Annotated in this window: 15 protein-coding genes; 10 read left to right on the plus strand and 5 right to left on the minus strand. The window is 54.4% G+C overall.

Annotation, left to right across the window (positions count from 1 at the left end; translation table 11 throughout):
• Nucleotides 1-4,452, minus strand: a complete 4,452-nt coding sequence (gltB, locus tag Q0X64_RS04220) for a glutamate synthase large subunit (RefSeq protein ID WP_297809858.1) — start codon at nt 4,450-4,452, stop codon at nt 1-3.
• A 263-nt stretch (nt 4,453-4,715) separates the two neighbouring features.
• Between gltB and purE the strand changes: the two genes are divergently transcribed.
• The 3 genes from purE (at nt 4,716) to Q0X64_RS04235 (ending at nt 6,717) form a co-directional block, all read left to right on the plus strand.
• On the plus strand, nt 4,716-5,210 hold the full coding sequence (purE, locus tag Q0X64_RS04225; protein WP_297809299.1) for a 5-(carboxyamino)imidazole ribonucleotide mutase: 495 nt from the start codon (nt 4,716-4,718) through the stop codon (nt 5,208-5,210).
• Between the two features lie 82 nt (nt 5,211-5,292).
• Nucleotides 5,293-6,432, plus strand: coding sequence for a 5-(carboxyamino)imidazole ribonucleotide synthase (locus Q0X64_RS04230; RefSeq protein WP_297809860.1), 1,140 nt, complete (start codon nt 5,293-5,295; stop codon nt 6,430-6,432).
• Nucleotides 6,433-6,435: 3 nt separating this feature from the next.
• Complete coding sequence (locus tag Q0X64_RS04235) at nt 6,436-6,717, plus strand: SelT/SelW/SelH family protein (protein ID WP_297809300.1); 282 nt, start codon at nt 6,436-6,438, stop codon at nt 6,715-6,717.
• A gap of 34 nt (nt 6,718-6,751) precedes the next feature.
• Here the strand turns inward: Q0X64_RS04235 and topA are convergent, their stop codons facing one another.
• The 4 genes from topA to Q0X64_RS04255 all read right to left on the minus strand — a co-directional run bounded on the left by topA (nt 6,752) and on the right by Q0X64_RS04255 (nt 11,792).
• Nucleotides 6,752-9,037 (minus strand): type I DNA topoisomerase, encoded by a 2,286-nt coding sequence (gene topA, locus Q0X64_RS04240; protein WP_297809301.1) that lies wholly within the window; start codon nt 9,035-9,037, stop codon nt 6,752-6,754.
• Nucleotides 9,038-9,138: 101 nt separating this feature from the next.
• Nucleotides 9,139-9,606 carry a DUF494 domain-containing protein gene (locus Q0X64_RS04245; protein WP_297809302.1) on the minus strand — a complete coding sequence of 156 codons (468 nt, stop codon included), beginning with the start codon at nt 9,604-9,606 and terminating at the stop codon, nt 9,139-9,141.
• Nucleotides 9,607-9,643: 37 nt separating this feature from the next.
• Nucleotides 9,644-10,747: a DNA-processing protein DprA gene (dprA, locus tag Q0X64_RS04250; protein ID WP_297809303.1), complete on the minus strand. Its 1,104-nt coding sequence runs from the start codon at nt 10,745-10,747 to the stop codon at nt 9,644-9,646.
• Between the two features lie 13 nt (nt 10,748-10,760).
• A complete protein-coding gene (locus Q0X64_RS04255; protein WP_297809304.1) occupies nt 10,761-11,792 on the minus strand; it encodes a LysM domain-containing protein in 1,032 nt (343 codons plus the stop codon).
• 182 nt (nt 11,793-11,974) lie between these two features.
• Here Q0X64_RS04255 and Q0X64_RS04260 point away from each other — a divergent pair, with 182 nt between their 5' ends.
• From Q0X64_RS04260 to Q0X64_RS04290, 7 genes are all read left to right on the plus strand, one after another.
• On the plus strand, nt 11,975-12,292 hold the full coding sequence (locus Q0X64_RS04260; protein WP_297809305.1) for a cytochrome c: 318 nt from the start codon (nt 11,975-11,977) through the stop codon (nt 12,290-12,292).
• Nucleotides 12,293-12,429: 137 nt separating this feature from the next.
• On the plus strand, nt 12,430-12,933 hold the full coding sequence (def, locus tag Q0X64_RS04265) for a peptide deformylase (protein ID WP_297809306.1): 504 nt from the start codon (nt 12,430-12,432) through the stop codon (nt 12,931-12,933).
• Nucleotides 12,934-12,950: 17 nt separating this feature from the next.
• Nucleotides 12,951-13,880, plus strand: coding sequence for a methionyl-tRNA formyltransferase (gene fmt, locus Q0X64_RS04270; RefSeq protein ID WP_297809307.1), 930 nt, complete (start codon nt 12,951-12,953; stop codon nt 13,878-13,880).
• Nucleotides 13,873-15,183: a 16S rRNA (cytosine(967)-C(5))-methyltransferase RsmB gene (gene rsmB / locus Q0X64_RS04275; protein WP_297809308.1), complete on the plus strand. Its 1,311-nt coding sequence runs from the start codon at nt 13,873-13,875 to the stop codon at nt 15,181-15,183. Before fmt ends, rsmB begins: the two co-directional genes overlap by 8 nt.
• On the plus strand, nt 15,161-15,739 hold the full coding sequence (locus tag Q0X64_RS04280) for a DUF4390 domain-containing protein (protein ID WP_297809309.1): 579 nt from the start codon (nt 15,161-15,163) through the stop codon (nt 15,737-15,739). Before rsmB ends, Q0X64_RS04280 begins: the two co-directional genes overlap by 23 nt.
• Nucleotides 15,730-17,895, plus strand: coding sequence for an ATP-binding protein (locus Q0X64_RS04285; RefSeq protein ID WP_297809310.1), 2,166 nt, complete (start codon nt 15,730-15,732; stop codon nt 17,893-17,895). The genes Q0X64_RS04280 and Q0X64_RS04285 overlap by 10 nt, the downstream gene beginning before the upstream one ends.
• Nucleotides 17,892-19,166, plus strand: a complete 1,275-nt coding sequence (locus Q0X64_RS04290) for a sigma-54 dependent transcriptional regulator (RefSeq protein WP_297809311.1) — start codon at nt 17,892-17,894, stop codon at nt 19,164-19,166. Before Q0X64_RS04285 ends, Q0X64_RS04290 begins: the two co-directional genes overlap by 4 nt.
• Nucleotides 19,167-19,174: the final 8 nt, after the last annotated feature.

Genomic DNA, 19,174 nt, shown 5'->3' on the forward strand with positions numbered 1-19,174 from the left:
TTAAGCTGCCTTGGTGGCCATTTTGAGCAGACCGTCCATTGCAGCGGCTTTGGGTTTGACCAACCAGAACTCCTTGAGGCGTTGTTCAAACGCGTCCAGCAGTTGGTGGCCCCAGGCACTACCTGTTTCCCGCACATGATCTTCAATCATGCCTTTCAGGAACAGGGCAATTTCGGACATCTCGTCGCTGTCGAGTTTTACCAGCTCGACCAGTTCATCGTTGTAGCGATCAGCGAAGCTGTTATCACTATCCAGCACGAAAGCCAGGCCGCCGGTCATACCGGCACCGAAATTGAGACCAGTCTGACCCAGTACTGCAACCACACCACCGGTCATATATTCACAACCGTGGTCGCCTACGCCTTCAACGACGGCAGTGGCGCCCGAGTTACGCACTGCAAACCGTTCACCAGCGTTACCGGCCGCATACAAAGTGCCGCCGGTGGCACCGTAAAGACAGGTGTTACCGAGGATGCTGGCTTCGTTGGTCTGGAACTCACTGTCGGCCGGCGGGTACACAACCAGTTTGCCATCAGCCATGCTCTTACCAACATAGTCGTTGGCATCGCCTTCCAGGTACATTTCCAGACCGCCGGCATTGAACACACCGAAGCTCTGGCCGACCGAACCTTTGAGGCGCAGGCGAATCGGCTTGTCGATCATGCCGTAGTTACCATGAACCTTGGCAATTTCACCCGACAGACGGGCACCGATCGAGCGATTGATATTGCGTACATCGTAGCTGAATTCACCACCGGTCTTATTGACGATAGTGTCTTTAATATCAGCCACCATCTGCTCAGCCAGCTCACCTTTATCATAAGGCTCGTTTTTCGGCTCAATGCAGAACTTGGGCTTATCAGCAGGCACACCGGCATCTGACAGCAGTGGCGCCAGATTCAGTTTCTGCTGCTTGGTGGTTTCACCCGGCAGGACTTCCAGCAGATCAGTACGACCAATCAGATCCTGCAGACTGGATACGCCCAGCGCAGCCAGCCATTCCTGCGTTTCGCGGGCCACGAACTGGAAGTAGTTCATGACCATTTGCGGCAGCCCGATAAAGTGCTGCGTACGCAGTTTTTCGTTCTGAGTCGCGACACCGGTTGCACAGTTGTTCAGGTGACAGATCCGCAGGTATTTACAACCCAGCGCGACCATCGGACCGGTACCGAAGCCAAAGCTTTCAGCGCCCAGAATCGCGGCTTTGACCACGTCCAGGCCGGTCTTCAGACCGCCATCCGTTTGCAGGCGGACTTTGTCACGCAGGTCATTCGCACGCAACGTTTGATGCGCTTCTGACAGACCCAGCTCCCATGGACCACCGGCATACTTCACTGAAGTCAGCGGACTGGCACCGGTACCACCGTCGTAACCGGAGATGGTAATCAGATCGGCGTAAGCCTTGGCCACACCGGCGGCAACTGTACCGACACCGGCTTGAGACACCAGCTTGACCGAAACCAGCGCCTGCGGGTTGACCTGCTTGAGGTCGAAAATCAGCTGCGCCAGATCTTCAATCGAGTAAATGTCGTGATGCGGCGGCGGTGAAATCAGCGTGACACCCGGCACCGAGTGGCGCAGGCTGGCAATCATCTGATTCACTTTCTTACCCGGCAACTGACCGCCTTCGCCCGGTTTCGCACCCTGTGCCACTTTAATCTGCAGCACTTCAGCGTTGACCAGGTAATGCGGGGTCACACCGAAACGGCCGGAAGCGATCTGTTTGATCTTGGAGACACGCTCGTTACCGAAGCGATCCGGGTCTTCACCACCCTCACCCGAGTTAGAACGACCACCCAGGCGGTTCATCGCTACTGCCAGCGCTTCGTGTGCTTCCGGCGACAAGGCGCCCAGCGACATACCGGCACTGTCAAAGCGTTTAAGGATGTGACTGACATCTTCTACCTGATCCATGGTCAGTGGCTGATCGGCCAGTTTAGGCTTCATCAGATCACGCAGCACCATCGGATCACGGTCATTGACCAGAGAGGCGTAAGCCTTGTAGTCATCGTAGCTGCCGCCCTGTACGGCTTTTTGCAGCGTGGCAATCACATCCGGGTTATAGGCGTGATACTCACCGCCATGGATAAATTTCAGCAGGCCGCCCTGACCGCGTTTCTTACGCTGATTCCAGGCCACTTTGGCCAGCTTTTTGTCATCCGCCTGGATATCATCAAAGTCAGTACCACTAACACGGCTGGTGGTGGATTTAAAGCACTTGTCGACAACGCTGTCATTGAGCCCCACGATCTCGAACAACTGCGCACCACGGTAGCTGGCAATAGTAGAGATACCCATTTTCGAAGTGATCTTGAACAGGCCCTTGTTGATACCTTTACGGTAACGACGGCACAGTTCCGGACGATCCAGATCCTTGATTTCACCGGTCTCAATCATGTTGTTGAGGCTGGCGTAAGCCAGGTAAGGATAGATACCGGTAGCACCATAGCCCAGCAAGGTGCCGAAGTGATGCGGGTCACGGGCAGTACCGGTTTCCACAATCAGGTTGGCGTCACAGCGCAGACCGGCCTTGATCAAGCGGTGGTGCACGGCACCGGTGGCCAGCAAGGCATGAATCGGCAGTTTGTCTTTGGCGATATCGCGGTCAGACAGCACAACCACCACATGACCTGCAGCGACGGCTTTTTCCGCCTGGTCGCACAAATTATCCAGTGCCTGCTCCAGGCCGGTAGCCGCATCATAGTTCAGTGACAACGTCACGGCGTCGTATTCAGGGTTGTGTTCACCCATTGCCAGCAATTGGCGGAATTGGCTTTCGGAGAGCACCGGCGAATCAACAACAACGCGCTGGGCGTGGTCTTCGCCTTCCTCGAACATGTTGCGCTCTTCACCGAAACAGGTTTCCAGTGACATCACGATGTTTTCGCGCAGCGGATCAATCGGCGGGTTGGTGACCTGGGCAAATTGCTGACGGAAATAGTCGTAAACCGAACGCACTTGTGTCGACATTACCGGGAACGGCGTATCATCACCCATGGAACCGACCGCTTCCTGACCGGCTTCACCCAATACGCGGATTACCTGGTCACGCTCTTCAAAGGTAATGTTGAACAGCTTTTCATAGGTGTCGTAATCATCACCGTCAATGGTCGGACCGGTTTCATCATCGTCAGCGACTTTCAGGCGCTGCAGATTATTGTCCAGCCACTCGCGGTATGGTTGACCGGCTTTCAGCTTGTTGTCGATATCTTCCGGCATCAGCAGATCACCGGTATGAGTATCAACGGCCAGCATTTGACCAGGCTTCAGACGACCTTTGGCGACCACATCCTGGGGCTGGTATTTCCAGACACCGACTTCAGACGCCAGCGTGATATGACGATCCTTGGTAATGATGTAACGCGCCGGACGCAGACCGTTACGGTCCAGAGAACAGGCGGCATAACGACCATCAGTCATCACCACACCAGCCGGGCCATCCCAGGGCTCCATGTGCATGGAGTTATAGTCGTAGAAGGCTTTCAGGTCATCATCAATAGTGGGGTCGTTCTGCCAGGCTGGCGGAATCACCAGACGCATGGCGCGGAACAGACTAACGCCGCCAGCCAGCAGCGCTTCCAGCATGTTATCCATGCTCGATGAGTCAGAGCCCGTGGTGCCCACCAGCGGACGGATTTCGTCCATATCCTCAATCAGCGAGGTAGCAAACTTGGCACCGCGAGCCAGAGCCCAGTTACGGTTGCCCTGGATGGTGTTGATTTCACCGTTATGGGCCAGCATGCGGAAAGGCTGAGCGAGGCGCCACTGGGGCATGGTATTGGTGGAGAAGCGTTGGTGAAAAATGACCACCGAGGTTGCCATACGCTCGTCATAAAGGTCTTTATAAAATACCGGCAGGTAAGTCGGCATGACCAAACCTTTGTAGGAAACGACATGCGACGACAAACTGGCAATATAAAAGTCGGCATCATCAGTGACTGCTTTTTCCACCAGACGACGAGCAATGTAGAGTTGGCGCTCAAAGTCGGCTTCATCCATGCCTTTAGCGGCGTTCACAAATACCTGACGCATGACTGGCAGGGACTCCAGCGCCTGATCACCACAGGCATCAGCCGGATTAACCGGCACATCACGCCAACCCAGCACTTCCAGTCCTTTGCTGGTCAGTTTTTCATCAACGATAGCCTGAGCCGCTTTGGCTTTGGCTTCATCATTGGATAGAAAAACCATGCCTACCGCATACAACGGTGCCAGTGCGTAGCCCTTTTCTTCAGCAATAGCCTTGAAAAAGCTGTCGGGTTTTTTCAGCAACAGACCACAGCCGTCACCGGTTTTACCATCAGCGCCAATCGCGCCACGGTGGGTCAGATTACCCAGCGCCTCGATCGCCGTATTCACCAGCCAGTGGCTGGCCTTATCATCCATTTGGGCGATCAGGCCGAAACCACAGTTATCCTTTTCAAATTGTGGTCTGTAAAGACCTTGATTCATTTCTGTTGGCAGACTCACGTCAAGTACCTTCGTCAATTGTTTAGTGCCGTCATTGCTCCCCCGGCGGATGTCCGGCGCTTTATCGTCAGCGTTGAGGAGCGTTCGCCAAAATACGGCAGAAAGGATCGTCTATTATAGCGATCCACGGCGTTGCATTCAATTCTGGCGTGCGTTGATTGGACAGGATCAGCAGCGTTAAATTTTCCTATTTTCAATAAAATAGCTAAAATGCACTGTTTTTCTATCGAAGCATTGGATCCGTTATGGAAAAACCACTCGTTGGTGTGGTGATGGGCAGCAACAGTGACTGGCCCGTCATGGAAAAAGCCGTCGAACAACTGGAAGCCTTTGGCGTCGCTTATGAAGCCAAAGTCGTGTCCGCCCACCGGACGCCGGACTTGCTGACCGAATACGCAGACACCGCTAAAGAGCGCGGTTTGGCCTGCATTATCGCCGGTGCCGGCGGTGCGGCGCATCTGCCTGGTATGCTGGCAGCCGGCACGACCGTGCCTGTTCTGGGCGTTCCGGTGCCATCGCGCTATCTCAAAGGTCAGGACTCATTATTGTCTATAGTGCAAATGCCCAAAGGCATCCCGGTGGCGACCTTTGCTATCGGCGAGGCCGGTGCCGCCAATGCCGCGCTGTTCGCCATTGCCCAGCTAGCCACAAACGATCAGGCGCTGAGCGACAAACTGGAAGAGTTCCGCCGTGACCAGCATCAGAAGGTGCTGGATATGACGCTTCCACCCAAGGCATAAACCCCGTCGCACGTTACATGACGTGCCCGGTTGAAACAGTCAAAGCGCCGTTATCAGGCGCTGCAACAGAATGAGGTTGATGATGAATTCACAGATTTTACCTGGTGCAACCTTAGGCATGCTTGGTGGCGGCCAGCTGGGCCGCATGTTTACCGTAGCCGCCCAGACCATGGGCTACAAAGTGTTGGTGCTGGATCCCGATCCAGGCAGCCCGGCCGGTATCATTGCCGATAAACACCTCTGCGCTGCCTACGATGATGAACAGGCGCTGGCCGAGATGGCAGAAATATGTGCTGCCGTCACCACCGAGTTTGAAAATATTCCGGCTCAGACGCTGGCATTCCTGGAAGACAAAACCACGGTGCGTCCGTCATCAAAAGCATTGGCACAAACCCAGAACCGCAATGTGGAGAAAAACTTTATTGCCTCGCTGGGTATTGCCACCGCCCCTTATGTGCCGATTCAGCGCCGCGAGGATATTGCCGAGGTGGAAAAAACCATCCAATTTCCGGCGATTCTGAAGGTGGCGACCTTCGGTTATGACGGTAAGGGCCAGGTGCCCTGTGACAACTTGGATGATGTTTACAAAGCCTTTGAGTCGCTGGGCGAGAAAGAATGTGTGCTGGAACAGAAAATCCAGCTCGAGCGCGAAATCTCGGTGGTGCTGGCGCGCAGCGAAACCGGCAGTATGACCAACTTCCCGGTGGCCGAGAATGCGCACGTCAACGGCATTCTGCATTCCACTACCGTACCCGCCAATGTTAGCGCCGAACAATCCCAGGCTGCGATTCAGATGGCCGATGATATTGCCCGTGGTCTGGGTTATATCGGCACCATGGCGGTGGAATTCTTTGTCTCCACCGACGGCGACATTATCGCTAATGAAATCGCCCCGCGGCCACACAACTCCGGCCACTACACGCTGGATGCCTGTCATACATCACAATTCGAGCAGCAGGTACGCATGCTCTGCGGTCTGCCGGCCGGTGACTGTGACCTGGTGAGCCCGGTGGTGATGATCAACACTCTGGGTGATGTCTGGGGCAACAGCGAACCTAAATGGGATCAACTGCTGGCCGAGCCCAATGTCAAATTACATCTTTACGGTAAAAAAGAAGCCCGGGTAGGACGCAAGATGGGCCACTTCAATGTACTGGCCGCCAACACCGACGACGCAATGGCGCAGGCCAGCCGTCTGTTTGATGCCATTCACGGCGAGTAAACCATGGCTGGCAAGGTCACTATTGTTTACTGCACCCAGTGCCGCTGGCTGCTGCGCGCCGGCTGGATGGCGCAGGAGTTGTTGTCGACCTTTGATGAAGAATTGGAAGCACTGACTTTAAAGCCCGGCACCGGCGGCATTTTTGAGGTCTATGCCAATGAGGAGCGGGTCTGGTCGCGTAAAGAGGAAGGCCGCTTTCCGGAGATCACCGAGCTCAAACAACGGGTTCGGGACCAGATTGCCCCGGAGCGGGATTTAGGCCATATCGACCGTAACAAAAGCTAAAGCTAAAACGGCGCCTGAGGCGCCGTTTTTATTTCTATTCAGCCGATTCGACCTTCTCGGTGAAGTCACACTCACGCTGCGGACAGACTTTCTCGGTGCCGCGGCTCTTGGTGGTTTTCAAAGTCAGAATGGGCCAGTGACATTGCGGACAGGCTTCCTTCAAAGGCTCATTCCAAATCGCGTAATCACAATCCGGATACTCCGAGCAGGAATAAAACACTTTGCCGCGACGTGATTTACGGGTCAGGATCTCACCTTTCTCACACTTGGGACAGCCCACGCCGGTATTCTTCGGTTGCTCCAAGGACTCAATGTGCTTGCACTTGGGATAGCTGGAACAGCCAATAAACTTGCCATAGCGCCCGGTGCGGATCCACAGATCAGATTCACACTTGGGACATTTGCGACCTTCCACCACTTCCGGCTCATTGCTAGTTTCTTCGCCGTTGATATTTCGGGTGTAGTCGCATTCTGGGTAACCGGTACAGCCAATAAAGCGGCCACTACGACCCAACCGGCTGGACAGTTTCTTGCCACACTTGGGGCAGTCCTCATCCAGGATTTCCTGGGTCACATCACTGCGCTGAACTTCCTTATCCTTGGTTTCTACCTGTTCTTTGAACGGCGCCCAGAATTTGGTCAGCAGCGGGATCCACTCTTCCTCACCCCGTGCTACCGCATCCAGTTCATCTTCCAGTTCAGCAGTGAAGTTGTAATCCACGTACTTGGTGAAGTGTTCGACCAGGAATTTGCCCACCACGCGGCCGACATCGGTCGGGTGAAAGCGTTTCTTGACCAGCTCGACATATTCACGCTGCAGCAGGGTGGAAATGATGCTGGCATAAGTGGATGGACGACCGATATCGTGTTCTTCCAGCGCCCGCACCAGGCTGGCTTCGCTGTAACGCGGAGGCGGCTCGGTAAAGTGCTGCTCGGGGCGGATGGCTTTTAGTTCCACCACCTCGCCGACTTCCATCGGTGGTAGCAGGTTTTCATCCTTATCTGACTTACCGCTGTCATCCTTGCCTTCCAGGTACACGCTCATAAAGCCGGGATTGACCACGGTGGAGCCATTGGCACGGAAAGTGTTGCCTTTGCCACAGCCCAGATCGACGGCCACCGTGTTGAGTGTTGCATGCACCATCTGACAGGCCATGGTGCGCTGCCAGATCAGAGTATAGAGCTTGAGCTGATCACTGGTCAGGTAAGCTTTCATGTCCTCCGGTGATCGCAAAACCGAAGTGGGACGAATGGCCTCGTGGGCCTCCTGCGCATTTTTAGACTTGGTTTTGTATTCCTGCGGCTTACCCGGCACCATTTTCTTGCCGTATTTATCCGCAATAAAACCGCGGATTTCATTAACCGCTTCGTCGGCCAGAGTCACCGAGTCGGTACGCATATAGGTGATCAGACCCACAGCGCCTTCGCCGGTATCGACGCCTTCATAGAGCTGCTGGGCAATGCTCATGGTGCGCTGGGCACCAAAGCCGAGCTTGCGCGAAGCTTCCTGTTGCAATGTCGAAGTGGTGAACGGCGCAGCCGGATTACGGCGACGCTGCTTCTTCTCGACATTGGTCACCAGCAGTTTGCCTTCGGCCGCCTTGTTAAGGGTTTTAACGACCTCTCCAGACTGCTTTTCATTATCGATGCTGAACTGGCTCAGCTTGTCACCATCAAAGTGCGTCAGCTTGGCCTGAAATGCTTTTTTATCGGCTACCGCATCCGCTTCGATGGTCCAGTATTCTTTGGGGTTGAAGGCTTCAATTTCCAGCTCGCGTTCAACGATCATGCGCAGAGCCGGACTCTGCACCCGACCCGCTGACAGGCCGCGGCGCACCTTTTTCCAGAGCAGTGGTGACAGTGTAAAACCCACCAGGTAATCCAGCGCCCGCCGTGCCTGCTGGGCATTGACCAGATGCATCGACAGGTCGCGTGGATGATCAACGGCGTCGTTAACCGCTTGCTGGGTAATTTCGTGGAATACCACCCGGTGGGTTTCCTTATCCTTGAGCGCACCGCGTTTTTTCAGCAGTTCATACAAGTGCCAGGAAATGGCTTCCCCCTCACGATCCGGGTCAGTCGCGAGATAAAGCGCATCGGCTTTTTTCATCGCCTTGGCAATGGCATCAACATGCTTACTGTTGCGGTCGATCACCTGGTATTTCATGGCAAAGTCATTCGCCGGGTCAACAGCCCCTTCCTTGGGCAGAAGATCACGGACGTGGCCGTAGGAAGCCAGTACTTCGACATCTTTACCCAGGTATTTTTTAATGGTCTTGGCCTTGGCAGGCGACTCGACGATAACTAGTTTTTTTCCCATATTACCTTTCGCAGGCGCTCCCTTTTTCAAAAAGCAGCAGATAAAACAAAGCCCGCTGTGTCGCGGGCAGAGTTGAATTAGATTTGTGATTCACCTTGGTTTTAGTGAATGACAGCCTCCACGTCCTCAAACACCAGATCTTCCATCCAGGCAAAAGCCACTTCTCTGCCGGGTTGGTAGAACAAGACCATCAGCACGACCCATTTCAACTGGTCCAGATCAATATCTTCACTGTCCAGGGCCAGTACGCGCTCAATGACCACTTCACGGGTTTCGACATCAAGCACACCGACCTGTTCCAGGAACAGCAGATAGCCGCGGCATTCCACGTCCAGGCGTTCCAATTCATTATCGTTGTACAGACGTATGCTGGCATCGCGGTTGACAGGCCGCTCGGCGACGACGGTCATATTTTCCAGCCAGTCCAGGGCTTTATGGATTTCCAGTTCCTGGAAGCCAACGCGTTCCAGTTCCAGTTCGATGGTGTCTTTATCGGGTTTTTGACTTTCTTCAGTGTCGATGTAGTTTTCAAACAAATACAGCAACACATCAATGATATTTTCTTTCATTCGATTCTCTGTTGAAGAAGGATGATGCTTCTCTCAATCAACCCGTACGCACGTATCGTCCGCCCGGCAATGACTCTACCTCGCCTTCTAATTCCAGTAATAACAGCATGGATGAAACCGCATCGGCCGTCAATCCACTATTTTCTATCAACTTGTCAATAGGTATGGGGTCAAATCCCAGAGTTTCAAACAAAATCTGATAATCGCCGTCTTTTTTGTGTGAAACTTGGCTTTCTGTGACCGGCTCAATTTCCGGCGCGCTCACACCGGCCAGTGCGCCCAATTCTTCCAGGATGTCATCCGCCGTTTCGACCAGCTTGGCACCTTCACGAATCAACTGATGACAGCCCCGCGACAAGGGGTTATGTATCGATCCGGGAATCGCAAACACTTCTCGAGCCTGCTCCATTGCCATCCTGGCTGTGATCAAAGAGCCGCTTTTCAAAGCCGCCTCCACAATCAGGGTGCCCAGTGACAAACCACTGATTATCCGGTTACGCCGGGGAAACAATTCGGCCCGGGGTGAGGTGCCCAATGGAGATTCGGAAACGATCACGCCCTGTTCGCTAATCTGGTGAGCCAGATCCCTGTGTTTGGCCGGATATACCCGATCCAGGCCGGTGGCGACCACCGCGATAGTCTTACCGCCAGCCGCAAGGGCACCCTGATGTGCTGCGCCGTCTATGCCTGCAGCCAGTCCTGAAGTGATGGTCAAACCACCACTGGCCAGGTAACGGGAAAAATCAAAGGCGGTCTGGCGACCGGATGCCGACGGATTGCGGCTGCCTACAATGGCCAGTTGCCATTGTGACAGTAAGGACAAATCGCCCTGAACGTAAAGCAAAGGCGGCGGATCGGAAATTTCTCTGAGCAGCGCCGGATAACGCTGATCATCGATTGGCAAAAGATAACGATGGTCGGCTTCCAGCCAGGCCAGGTCGGCCTCGACCTGCTGCCAGTCAGGCCGGCGCAGACCGTCCATCACCGACGCGCTGAGACCTTGTGCCAGATTCGGGTTATCAAGGATCTGCTGCGGACTTTCAAACTGCTGCAGCAATCGGCTCAGGGTTGCCGGCCCCAGTCCAGGCACCCGTTGCAGCGCGATCCAACAAGCGAGCTCATTGTGCTTGTCGGCAGACATCAGCCAACGGCCCTCAGGGTGCGCTTTTAACCTTGTCCAGCAAGTGAATGGCCTGGCTTGCTTTCATTACGATGGCGTAGCTGACTTTTTCGTAGGTTTTAAACACCATGGCCTCGCCAGCATGTTCATCAGGTAATGTGACCTTGTCATTTCGATCCGCAGTGACCTGATCGGGGATGGTCTCACCGGCAGCGAACACCGACAGGACATGACCGGTTTCCAGTCCATCGCGGGCGCCGAGGTTAAGTACCACGATCTGATACTGGCCTACCTGCGACACACCATCGAAGACAGAGATGATGTAGCCGTTCATTTCATTACCCGGTGAGCGCGGAATGAAGTTCAAATCAAAGTCGTCTTCTTCTATTTCCAGCAGACGGTCACCGATTTGCACCTCACGGTTGGTGTAGGTCAGATCAACTCTGGCCGGATCACCATGGGCCGACACGACGGCATCGCCGGTATATATGGCTTCATAGCCGAGTACTTCTCCACTATCCGGATCGGTATAAACCTTGCCACCACGGAAAATGCTGTAATCATCGGCATCTTCCTGCTTAACACCGCGGGCATAAACAAAGTCACCGGAACCGGAGATCAGGCGTTCATCAGCACTGGCAACGACATAGGGCGCATTGTCCAGCACTTCCTCACCCACCACTTTAGGCTTGCTCAGGAAGGGGCCAATTGCCGACAGCGGGATAGTTGGAATGGGTTTGTCTATCAGGGTCTCCCGCACTTCAGGGCCCAGTTTCACGGTGCGCTGGCCACGATTAATCTCCAGCACCGGGCGACCATCACGCCACACCAGCGACAATTCATCACCGGGATAAATCAGATGGGGGTTTTCAACCTGCGGGTTGGCATACCAGATATCCGGCCAGTGCCAGGGAAATTTGAGGAACATGCCGGAAATATCCCACAGCGTGTCACCTTTTTTGACGACATAACGCTGTGGATAGTCAGGGTTGAGTTCAACATCGTTCGCTATCAGCGGTAAGCTTATTAAAACGAAAAACAGGCTTAAGACAATGCGTCGTATCATTGAGCTATCCTCATGGATGTGAACGTTACCCTGATCCATTATTCGAGTAACAACGGTCATAGTGTGTTATAAGCGTAAACAGTAATCAAGCAATCAGGCAACTTTGCGACGCTGTGACAGTCTGTTAGCTGTTAATTAACGTGACCGGGTTCATAATTCCGGCATAAAAATCGGAGCCTACTATGAAAGCATTTCTTTTAACTTTGCTGGGTCTGTTTCCGCTTTTTGTCACCACCACTGCCACTGCAGCCGGTGACCCCGAGGCCGGTAAGGCAAAAGCTGCTGTCTGTGCCAGTTGTCATGGTGCTGACGGCAAAGCATTGATCCCCACCTATCCTAACCTCGCCGGTCAGAATCAGGAATATCTGGTCATTGCGCTGAAAGCCTATCGCAGCAAGGAACGCCAGGGGGGTAATTCAGCACTGATGCACGCCATGGCCGCCAATTTGTCGGATGAAGACATCAACAACCTGGCGGCTTATTACGCCAGCCTCAAGTAATCTAGCCGATCACTCGGGCTTCAAGGCGGCTGCGGCCGCCTTTTTTGCTCAAGCTTTAATTTTTCAACTGGCCCCGGACAGACTAAAATAGAAGAAATGAATTTAGTTCTGCTAAACAGAACGCAACAGGTACAACCATGGCTATTTTGAATATTTTGCATTACCCCGACCCGCGGCTTCGCAACCAGGCTGAGCCGGTCAACGAGGTCAACGACGAGATCCGCCAGCTGGCCGACGATATGCTGGAAACCATGTACGATGCGCCCGGTATTGGTCTGGCTGCGATCCAGGTCAACGTTAAAAAGCGAGTGATTGTGATCGATATTTCGGAAGACAACAGCGACCCGCTGGTGTTGATTAACCCGGAAGTTATCGAGGCTGATGGTGAGCGTGAATTCGAAGAAGGCTGCCTGTCAGTGCCCGAAGCCTATGAGGCCGTAACCCGTGCCGACAAAATCAAGGTTAAAGCCCTGAATTTTGACAATGAAAGCTACGAGTTCACCGCAGATGGCCTGCTCGCGACCTGCATTCAGCATGAGATCGATCATCTCGATGGCAAGTTATTTGTTGATTACCTGAGTAATCTTAAACGCCAGCGGATCCGCAAAAAACTGGAAAAACACCAGAAACAAAAACTATAAGGACAAGCTCACCCACAATGCGCATCATTTTTGCCGGTACGCCGGATTTTGCCGCTGAAAGCCTCAAAGCCCTGCTACAGACTGAACACACGGTCTGCGCTGTTTACACGCAACCTGACCGACCCGCCGGACGTGGCCGCAAACTGACGCCAAGCCCGGTCAAACAGATTGCGCTGGAACACGCTATCCCGGTGGAACAACCACTGAACTTCAAATCCGAGGACAGTTTAGCAACGCTGGACAGCTACCAGGCTGACTTAATGGTCGTGGTCGCTTACGGCCTGCTGTTACCACAAGCCGTGCTGGATACACCGCGACTGGGCTGTATTAATGTGCATGCTTCATTGTTGCCACGCTGGCGGGGTGCTGCGCCGATTCAGCGGGCGATTCTGGCCGGCGACACAGAGACCGGCGTCGGCATTATGAAAATGGAAGCGGGCCTGGATACCGGACCGGTCTTGCTGGAAAAGCGCTGTCCCATCGACAACGACGATACCGCCCAGGTGCTGCATGATCGTCTGGCCACGCTGGGTGCTGAAGCACTGGTGAGTAGCCTGGCGGAAATTGAAAACCGCCTTGCTCAGGCCCGGCCACAGGATGAGGCCCACAAAACCTATGCGCACAAGCTGGAAAAGCAGGAAGCACTGATCGACTGGCAGCACACTGCCGAGCAAATCCTGCGCCAGGTGAACGCCTTCAACCCTTGGCCGGTCGCGCAGACTCAGTGGCAAGGCGACACCATGCGGATCTGGCTGGCGCAACTGGCCGACACTCGTCAAAGCGGCCAGCCCGGTGAAGTACTGACAGTGGATAAACAGGGAATCGATATTGCCTGTGGCAGCGGCGCATTACGCATTACCCAGTTGCAGGTGCCGGGCAAACGGGCGATGACCGTGCGCGATTTTCTCAATGCCAATCAACTAAAGGTCGGCGAACAGCTTGGCTAAGTCCTCAACCCTTTCCGCCCGCAGCGCTGCCGCTGAAGTGGTGGCCGCCGTTATCGGCGATCAGCGTTCGCTGACTGCCTGCTTGTCACAATGTCTGGATAAGGTCGATGAACGCGATCGCGGATTCTGCCAGCAGCTTTGTTACGGTGTATTGCGTTGCTACCCGGCTTTGGCTTTTCTCGCTGAACGCTTATTGAAGAAACCATTCAGAAATAAAGACAAGGATATTAATGCGCTGCTGCTGATGGGCCTCTACCAGCTTCGGGAATTGCGCACCCCGGCACACGCCGCTATTTCAGAAACCGTCAATGCGGCCAAACAACGCCGCAAGCAATGGGCCGGCGGCCTGCTCAATGCCTGTCTGCGCAATTATCAGCGTCAGTCTGCTGAACTGGAAGCAGCCCTCGCCGAACATGCTGAGGCACGTTATGGCCATGCTGACTGGTGGCTCAAACATTATCAGCAGGACTGGCCTGAAAACTGGCAGCAAATCTGCGAAGCCAACAACCAGCAACCGCCGATGATGCTGCGGGTCAACCGTCAACGGCTGAACCGGCAGGCATACCTCGACAAGCTGGCCGAGGCCGGTGTTGATGCACAGATCCTGCAAGACACGGATGACGGCATTCTGTTATCCACACCCTGTGATGTAGGGCGCCTGCCCGGCTTTTTTGATGGCGAAGCCTCGGTACAGGATGGCGCCGCACAGAAAGTGGCGGCATTACTGGATATCCGGCCCGAACAGCGCATTCTTGATGCTTGCGCCGCGCCCGGTGGTAAAACCGGTCATATGCTTGAGGTCGAGCCGGGCAACACGGTGGTCGCCCTGGATATCGCCCCTCAGCGACTGAGCCAGATCGACGACAATCTGACGCGGCTGAAATTAGCGGCACAACTCAAGGCGGCTGATGCCGCTGACACGGCCAGCTGGTGGGATGGCGAAAAGTTCGATCGCATCCTTATTGATGCCCCCTGTACCGGCAGCGGCGTGATTCGCCGCCATCCCGATATCAAACTGCTGCGCAGGCCCGAAGATATCCCGGCACTGGCCCGGCAACAGCAACAACTGCTGGATAATCTGTGGCCACTGCTGAAAGCCGATGGTCTGATGGTTTACACTACCTGCTCTGCTTTCAAACAAGAGAACGAGCAGCAAATTGAAGCGTTTCTGCAAAGACATCCGGACGCCGAGGAGCTCAGACCGGCAACGCCACCGGCCCGGTCACGACCATTTGGCTACCAGCACCTGCCCGGCAGCGATGTCATGGACGGTTTTTATTATGCCTGCCTGCGACGCCGTTAAACGTTTCCTGCCCATCCTGATGCTGCTCGCCCTGGCCTACAGCGGCATTGCAGCAGCGACTATCTTCAGTGTTAATAATCCCAAGGTTCATCAAATCGGCAATGGTTATGTATTGTCAGCACAAATCGACTACCCACTGACCCCGCGGGTCATTGAAGCGCTGCAAAACGGCGTGCCCATCACCTTTTTCCAGGAATTAAAGCTGGTCGAGAGTTTCCCTTTGCTGGGTAAGTTCTGGCAGTGGGAAACCGACCTCTGGCAGAGCCGCTTGTATTACGAACTCCGTTATCACGCCTTGTCGGAACAGTATGTGCTCAAATCTCTGGATACCGGCGCCCAGCAGAACTTTCCCCATATTGATGGCGCGTTGGCTGCCTTGGGCCAGATTGAAGATTTGAGTCTGCCGCCGGAGTTTACCCAGCAGCCTGATAATTTACTGTTACTGATTCGCAGCGGCCTCGATCTGAATGCATTACCGACACCGATGCGTCCCGGTGCCATGCTCTCCAGCAAATGGCAATTGACCAGCCCCTGGGTGCGAGCAGTATGGCAATAGCTTTAATCAAACGCCTCAGCACCGGCACCGCACCCTATTTGTCCCTGGCCTTGCTGTTGCTGGTCATGGCTTTGCTGCTGAGCGCAGCGACTCAGGACAAGTCTCGCCTCAATGACCTGTTTCTGGTGATCTTTGGCATCGGTGTGGTCTGCCTGTTGTTGCTGGCCGGGATCCTGATCCGCAGCATGATCCGGCTTTACCGCGACTTCCAGCGACACGAGGCGGGGTCGAGGCTCACCGTCAGACTGGTCAGCCTGTTTGTGTTATTGATCCTGGTCGCCACTACCATGGTCTATGGCTTTTCAATGCACTTCCTGCACCGCGGCATCAACAGTTGGTTTGACGTCAAGATAGAGCAGGCTTTGAATGACTCGCTGGAACTGAGCCGCACCTCTTTCGGCATCCGTATGCGTACTCTGTTAAGGCAGACCCGGATGATGGCCGGGGTGCTCAGTGAGCTACCTGAATCCGAGCTGTCCCACAGCCTGCGGGATCTGAATAACCTCAGCGGCGCACTGGAAGTCAGTATCTGGGGCATGGACGGCACACCCGTCGCTTCCAGTATAGAAACCCCGACCATTATGGTGCCGGACCGGCCCAATGACAGCATTCTGGGCCAGTTACGCCAGGGTGAAGATTATATCGGCCTGGATCCCACCGAGGATGACAAGCTGCGACTGCGCGCCACGGTGCGTATCCCTACCCAGTCGGTACTGGCCGAGGAAAGGCTGTTAAACGTCCTGTTCCCAATCAATGACCGGCTCAGCGAACTGGGTGATGTGGTGCAGGATGCCTACACCGATTACAAGGAGCTCAGTTACCTGCGTAAACCGCTGATCACGGTGTTTACCCTCAGTCTGAGCCTGATTGTATTTCTGACCATCCTGCTGTCGATCTGGTTTGCGGTGTGGATATCCAGACGCATTGTCGAACCGCTGCAGGGTCTGGCCGAAGGCACCCAGGCGGTGGCCTCGGGTAACTTCAATATGCAATTGACCGCTTCCGGTCATGATGAAATCGGCTTTCTGGTGCGCTCATTCAACCAGATGACCCAGCGCCTGACTCAGGCCCGCAATGCCTCACAGCGCAGTCACCGCTTGCTGGAACAACAGACCAGCTACCTGACCACGGTACTGGGCAGCCTCTCCAGCGGTGTGGTGACCATCGACAAGCGCTTGTATCTGCACACCGCCAATAATGCCAGCAGCAAAATCCTCGGCGTCAACCTGCAGCAACGCCTGGAAAGTCCGCTGTCACGGCTGGCACAGCTTAATAACAATATGCAGACCTTCTGCCAGATGATCGAAAGTTGTGCTGACAAAGGCAAAAACTGGGAACAACAGATTGAACTGCATCAGTCCAAAGGCAAGCAGACCCTGATTTGCCATGGCACTGAACTGCCTAACAATGCCGGCTGGGTGGTGGTGTTCGAAGATATCACCGCCCTGCTTCAGGCCCAGCGCAATGCGGCCTGGGGCGAGGTAGCCCGGCGGCTGGCACATGAAATCAAGAACCCGTTAACCCCGATTCAGTTATCGGCAGAACGGCTGCAGCGCAAATACAGTGCGCTGGTGCCGGAGGAACAGACCGACACCGTCAACAAGCTGACCGGCACCATCGTGCAGCAGGTTGAAGCGATGAAAGAAATGGTCAATGAATTCTCCGAATATGCCCGCACCCCGGCTTTGCAATTGCAGCCCCACAACATTGGCCCCCTGATCCGTGAAGTGCTGACGCTGTACCAGAGTAATCCGCGCCACCAGTTCACCTTGCTGAACTGTCCGCAACCAATCCAGGTTCGCATAGATGCCAACCGCTTGCGCCAGGTCATGCATAACCTGTTGAAAAACGCTATTGAAGCTTGCGAAGATGCCAATATCCCGGTTGATATCGTGATCAGTTATCATCCGCTTGAATTTGCTCAGCGCCAGTGGCTGGAAATCAGCGTCCGCGATCATGGCCCCGGCATTCCCGATAGCATCATCGACAAGCTGTTCGAGCCCTATGCCACCACCAAGCACAAAGGTACCGGACTGGGGCTGGCCATCGTCAAGAAAATCGTTGAAGAACACGGTGGCGATGTGTGGGCGGAGAATCACGACGGACAGGGAACCAGTATAATTATCAGATTACCTCTGGAGGACATGCATTCGTGAGTGCTGATAAACCGCTTATCCTGGTTGTTGATGACGAGCCCGATATTCGCGAGCTGATCAAAGACATCCTGGAAGATGAAAACTACCAGGTCACTATCGCCGCCAACGGCGAAGAGGCCCGGGCTGAATTCGATAAACAGATGCCCGATCTGGTGCTGCTGGATATCTGGATGCCGGATATCGACGGCATCACCCTGCTTAAGGAATTCAAACAACAGAATAAAGCCGTCACCATCGTCATGATGTCGGGTCACGGCACTATCGAAACCGCAGTGGAAGCGACCCGGCTGGGTGCGGTCGACTTTATCGAAAAGCCCTTGTCGATGGCCAAGCTGCTGCGCGGCGTGGAGATGGCGCTGGAAAACAGGGCCAAGCAGGCCGCTATTCAACGCGAGCTGTCACAGGAGCCAGTCGGCAAGAGCAGCCAGATGAATCTCCTGCGTGAGCAGGTAGAGCGTATCGCCGGCCATGATATGCCTATCCTGCTGGTTGGCGAAGCCGGTGTTGGCAAGCATTGTTTCGCCCACTACCTGCAGAGCCTGGGACAGTTTGCCGATGGTAAATTTGTCGAACTCAGTCCGGAAAGTTTTCCGCTCGATAGCGCCAAGATCAAATCTTTGGCCGAAAATAACTGCCTTTATATCAACGATCTGGCGCTGCTCAGTGATGAAGCTCAGGCGCTGCTGCTGCACCTGCTGGAAAGCAAGCAACTGGAACATAGCCAGTTGATCTGTGCCACCCAGTATTCGCTGCAGAAAGCCGTTGATAACGGCGACTTTCTCGACAGCCTGCTCTACCAGCTCAACAGCATTACGCTGATGATTCCGCCACTCAGAGACCATATCGAGGATATCCCCGAACTGGTGCATCACTTTGTCGATCTACAGACCACACAGGCCGGCCTGCCTTACCGCCGCTTTACCGTGGCCGCCCAAAACCGGCTGCGCAATCACAGCTGGCAAGGCAATGTGCTGGAACTAAAAAATGTTATTCAGCGCTTGCTGGTACTCGGTGATGGTGATGATATTGACGTTGATGATGTCGAACACGCGCTGGAAACCGAAGCGGAAGCCACCGCCGAGGGCGATGAAACCATCAACTATGATTTACCGCTGAGAGAAGCGCGGGAGCAATTTGAAAGGCTCTATCTGTTGCGTAAACTGCAGGAAACCGACGGCAATGTCGGCAAGGCCGCCAAACTCGCCGGCATGGAAAGAACGCACCTCTACCGTAAACTGCGTTCTTTGGGCATCGACACCAAGCAAATTTAAATAGCGAG

This window comes from uncultured Methylophaga sp. (genome assembly GCF_947259025.1).
GTDB lineage: Bacteria > Pseudomonadota > Gammaproteobacteria > Nitrosococcales > Methylophagaceae > Methylophaga.

Coding starts and splice junctions, on each gene's coding strand:
- gltB (WP_297809858.1), bottom strand. CDS start 4,452: ATGAATCAAGGTCTTTACAGACCACAATTTGAAAAGGATAACTGTGGT.
- purE (WP_297809299.1), top strand. CDS start 4,716: ATGGAAAAACCACTCGTTGGTGTGGTGATGGGCAGCAACAGTGACTGG.
- Q0X64_RS04230 (WP_297809860.1), top strand. CDS start 5,293: ATGAATTCACAGATTTTACCTGGTGCAACCTTAGGCATGCTTGGTGGC.
- Q0X64_RS04235 (WP_297809300.1), top strand. CDS start 6,436: ATGGCTGGCAAGGTCACTATTGTTTACTGCACCCAGTGCCGCTGGCTG.
- topA (WP_297809301.1), bottom strand. CDS start 9,037: ATGGGAAAAAAACTAGTTATCGTCGAGTCGCCTGCCAAGGCCAAGACC.
- Q0X64_RS04245 (WP_297809302.1), bottom strand. CDS start 9,606: ATGAAAGAAAATATCATTGATGTGTTGCTGTATTTGTTTGAAAACTAC.
- dprA (WP_297809303.1), bottom strand. CDS start 10,747: ATGTCTGCCGACAAGCACAATGAGCTCGCTTGTTGGATCGCGCTGCAA.
- Q0X64_RS04255 (WP_297809304.1), bottom strand. CDS start 11,792: ATGATACGACGCATTGTCTTAAGCCTGTTTTTCGTTTTAATAAGCTTA.
- Q0X64_RS04260 (WP_297809305.1), top strand. CDS start 11,975: ATGAAAGCATTTCTTTTAACTTTGCTGGGTCTGTTTCCGCTTTTTGTC.
- def (WP_297809306.1), top strand. CDS start 12,430: ATGGCTATTTTGAATATTTTGCATTACCCCGACCCGCGGCTTCGCAAC.
- fmt (WP_297809307.1), top strand. CDS start 12,951: ATGCGCATCATTTTTGCCGGTACGCCGGATTTTGCCGCTGAAAGCCTC.
- Q0X64_RS04280 (WP_297809309.1), top strand. CDS start 15,161: ATGCCTGCCTGCGACGCCGTTAAACGTTTCCTGCCCATCCTGATGCTG.
- Q0X64_RS04285 (WP_297809310.1), top strand. CDS start 15,730: ATGGCAATAGCTTTAATCAAACGCCTCAGCACCGGCACCGCACCCTAT.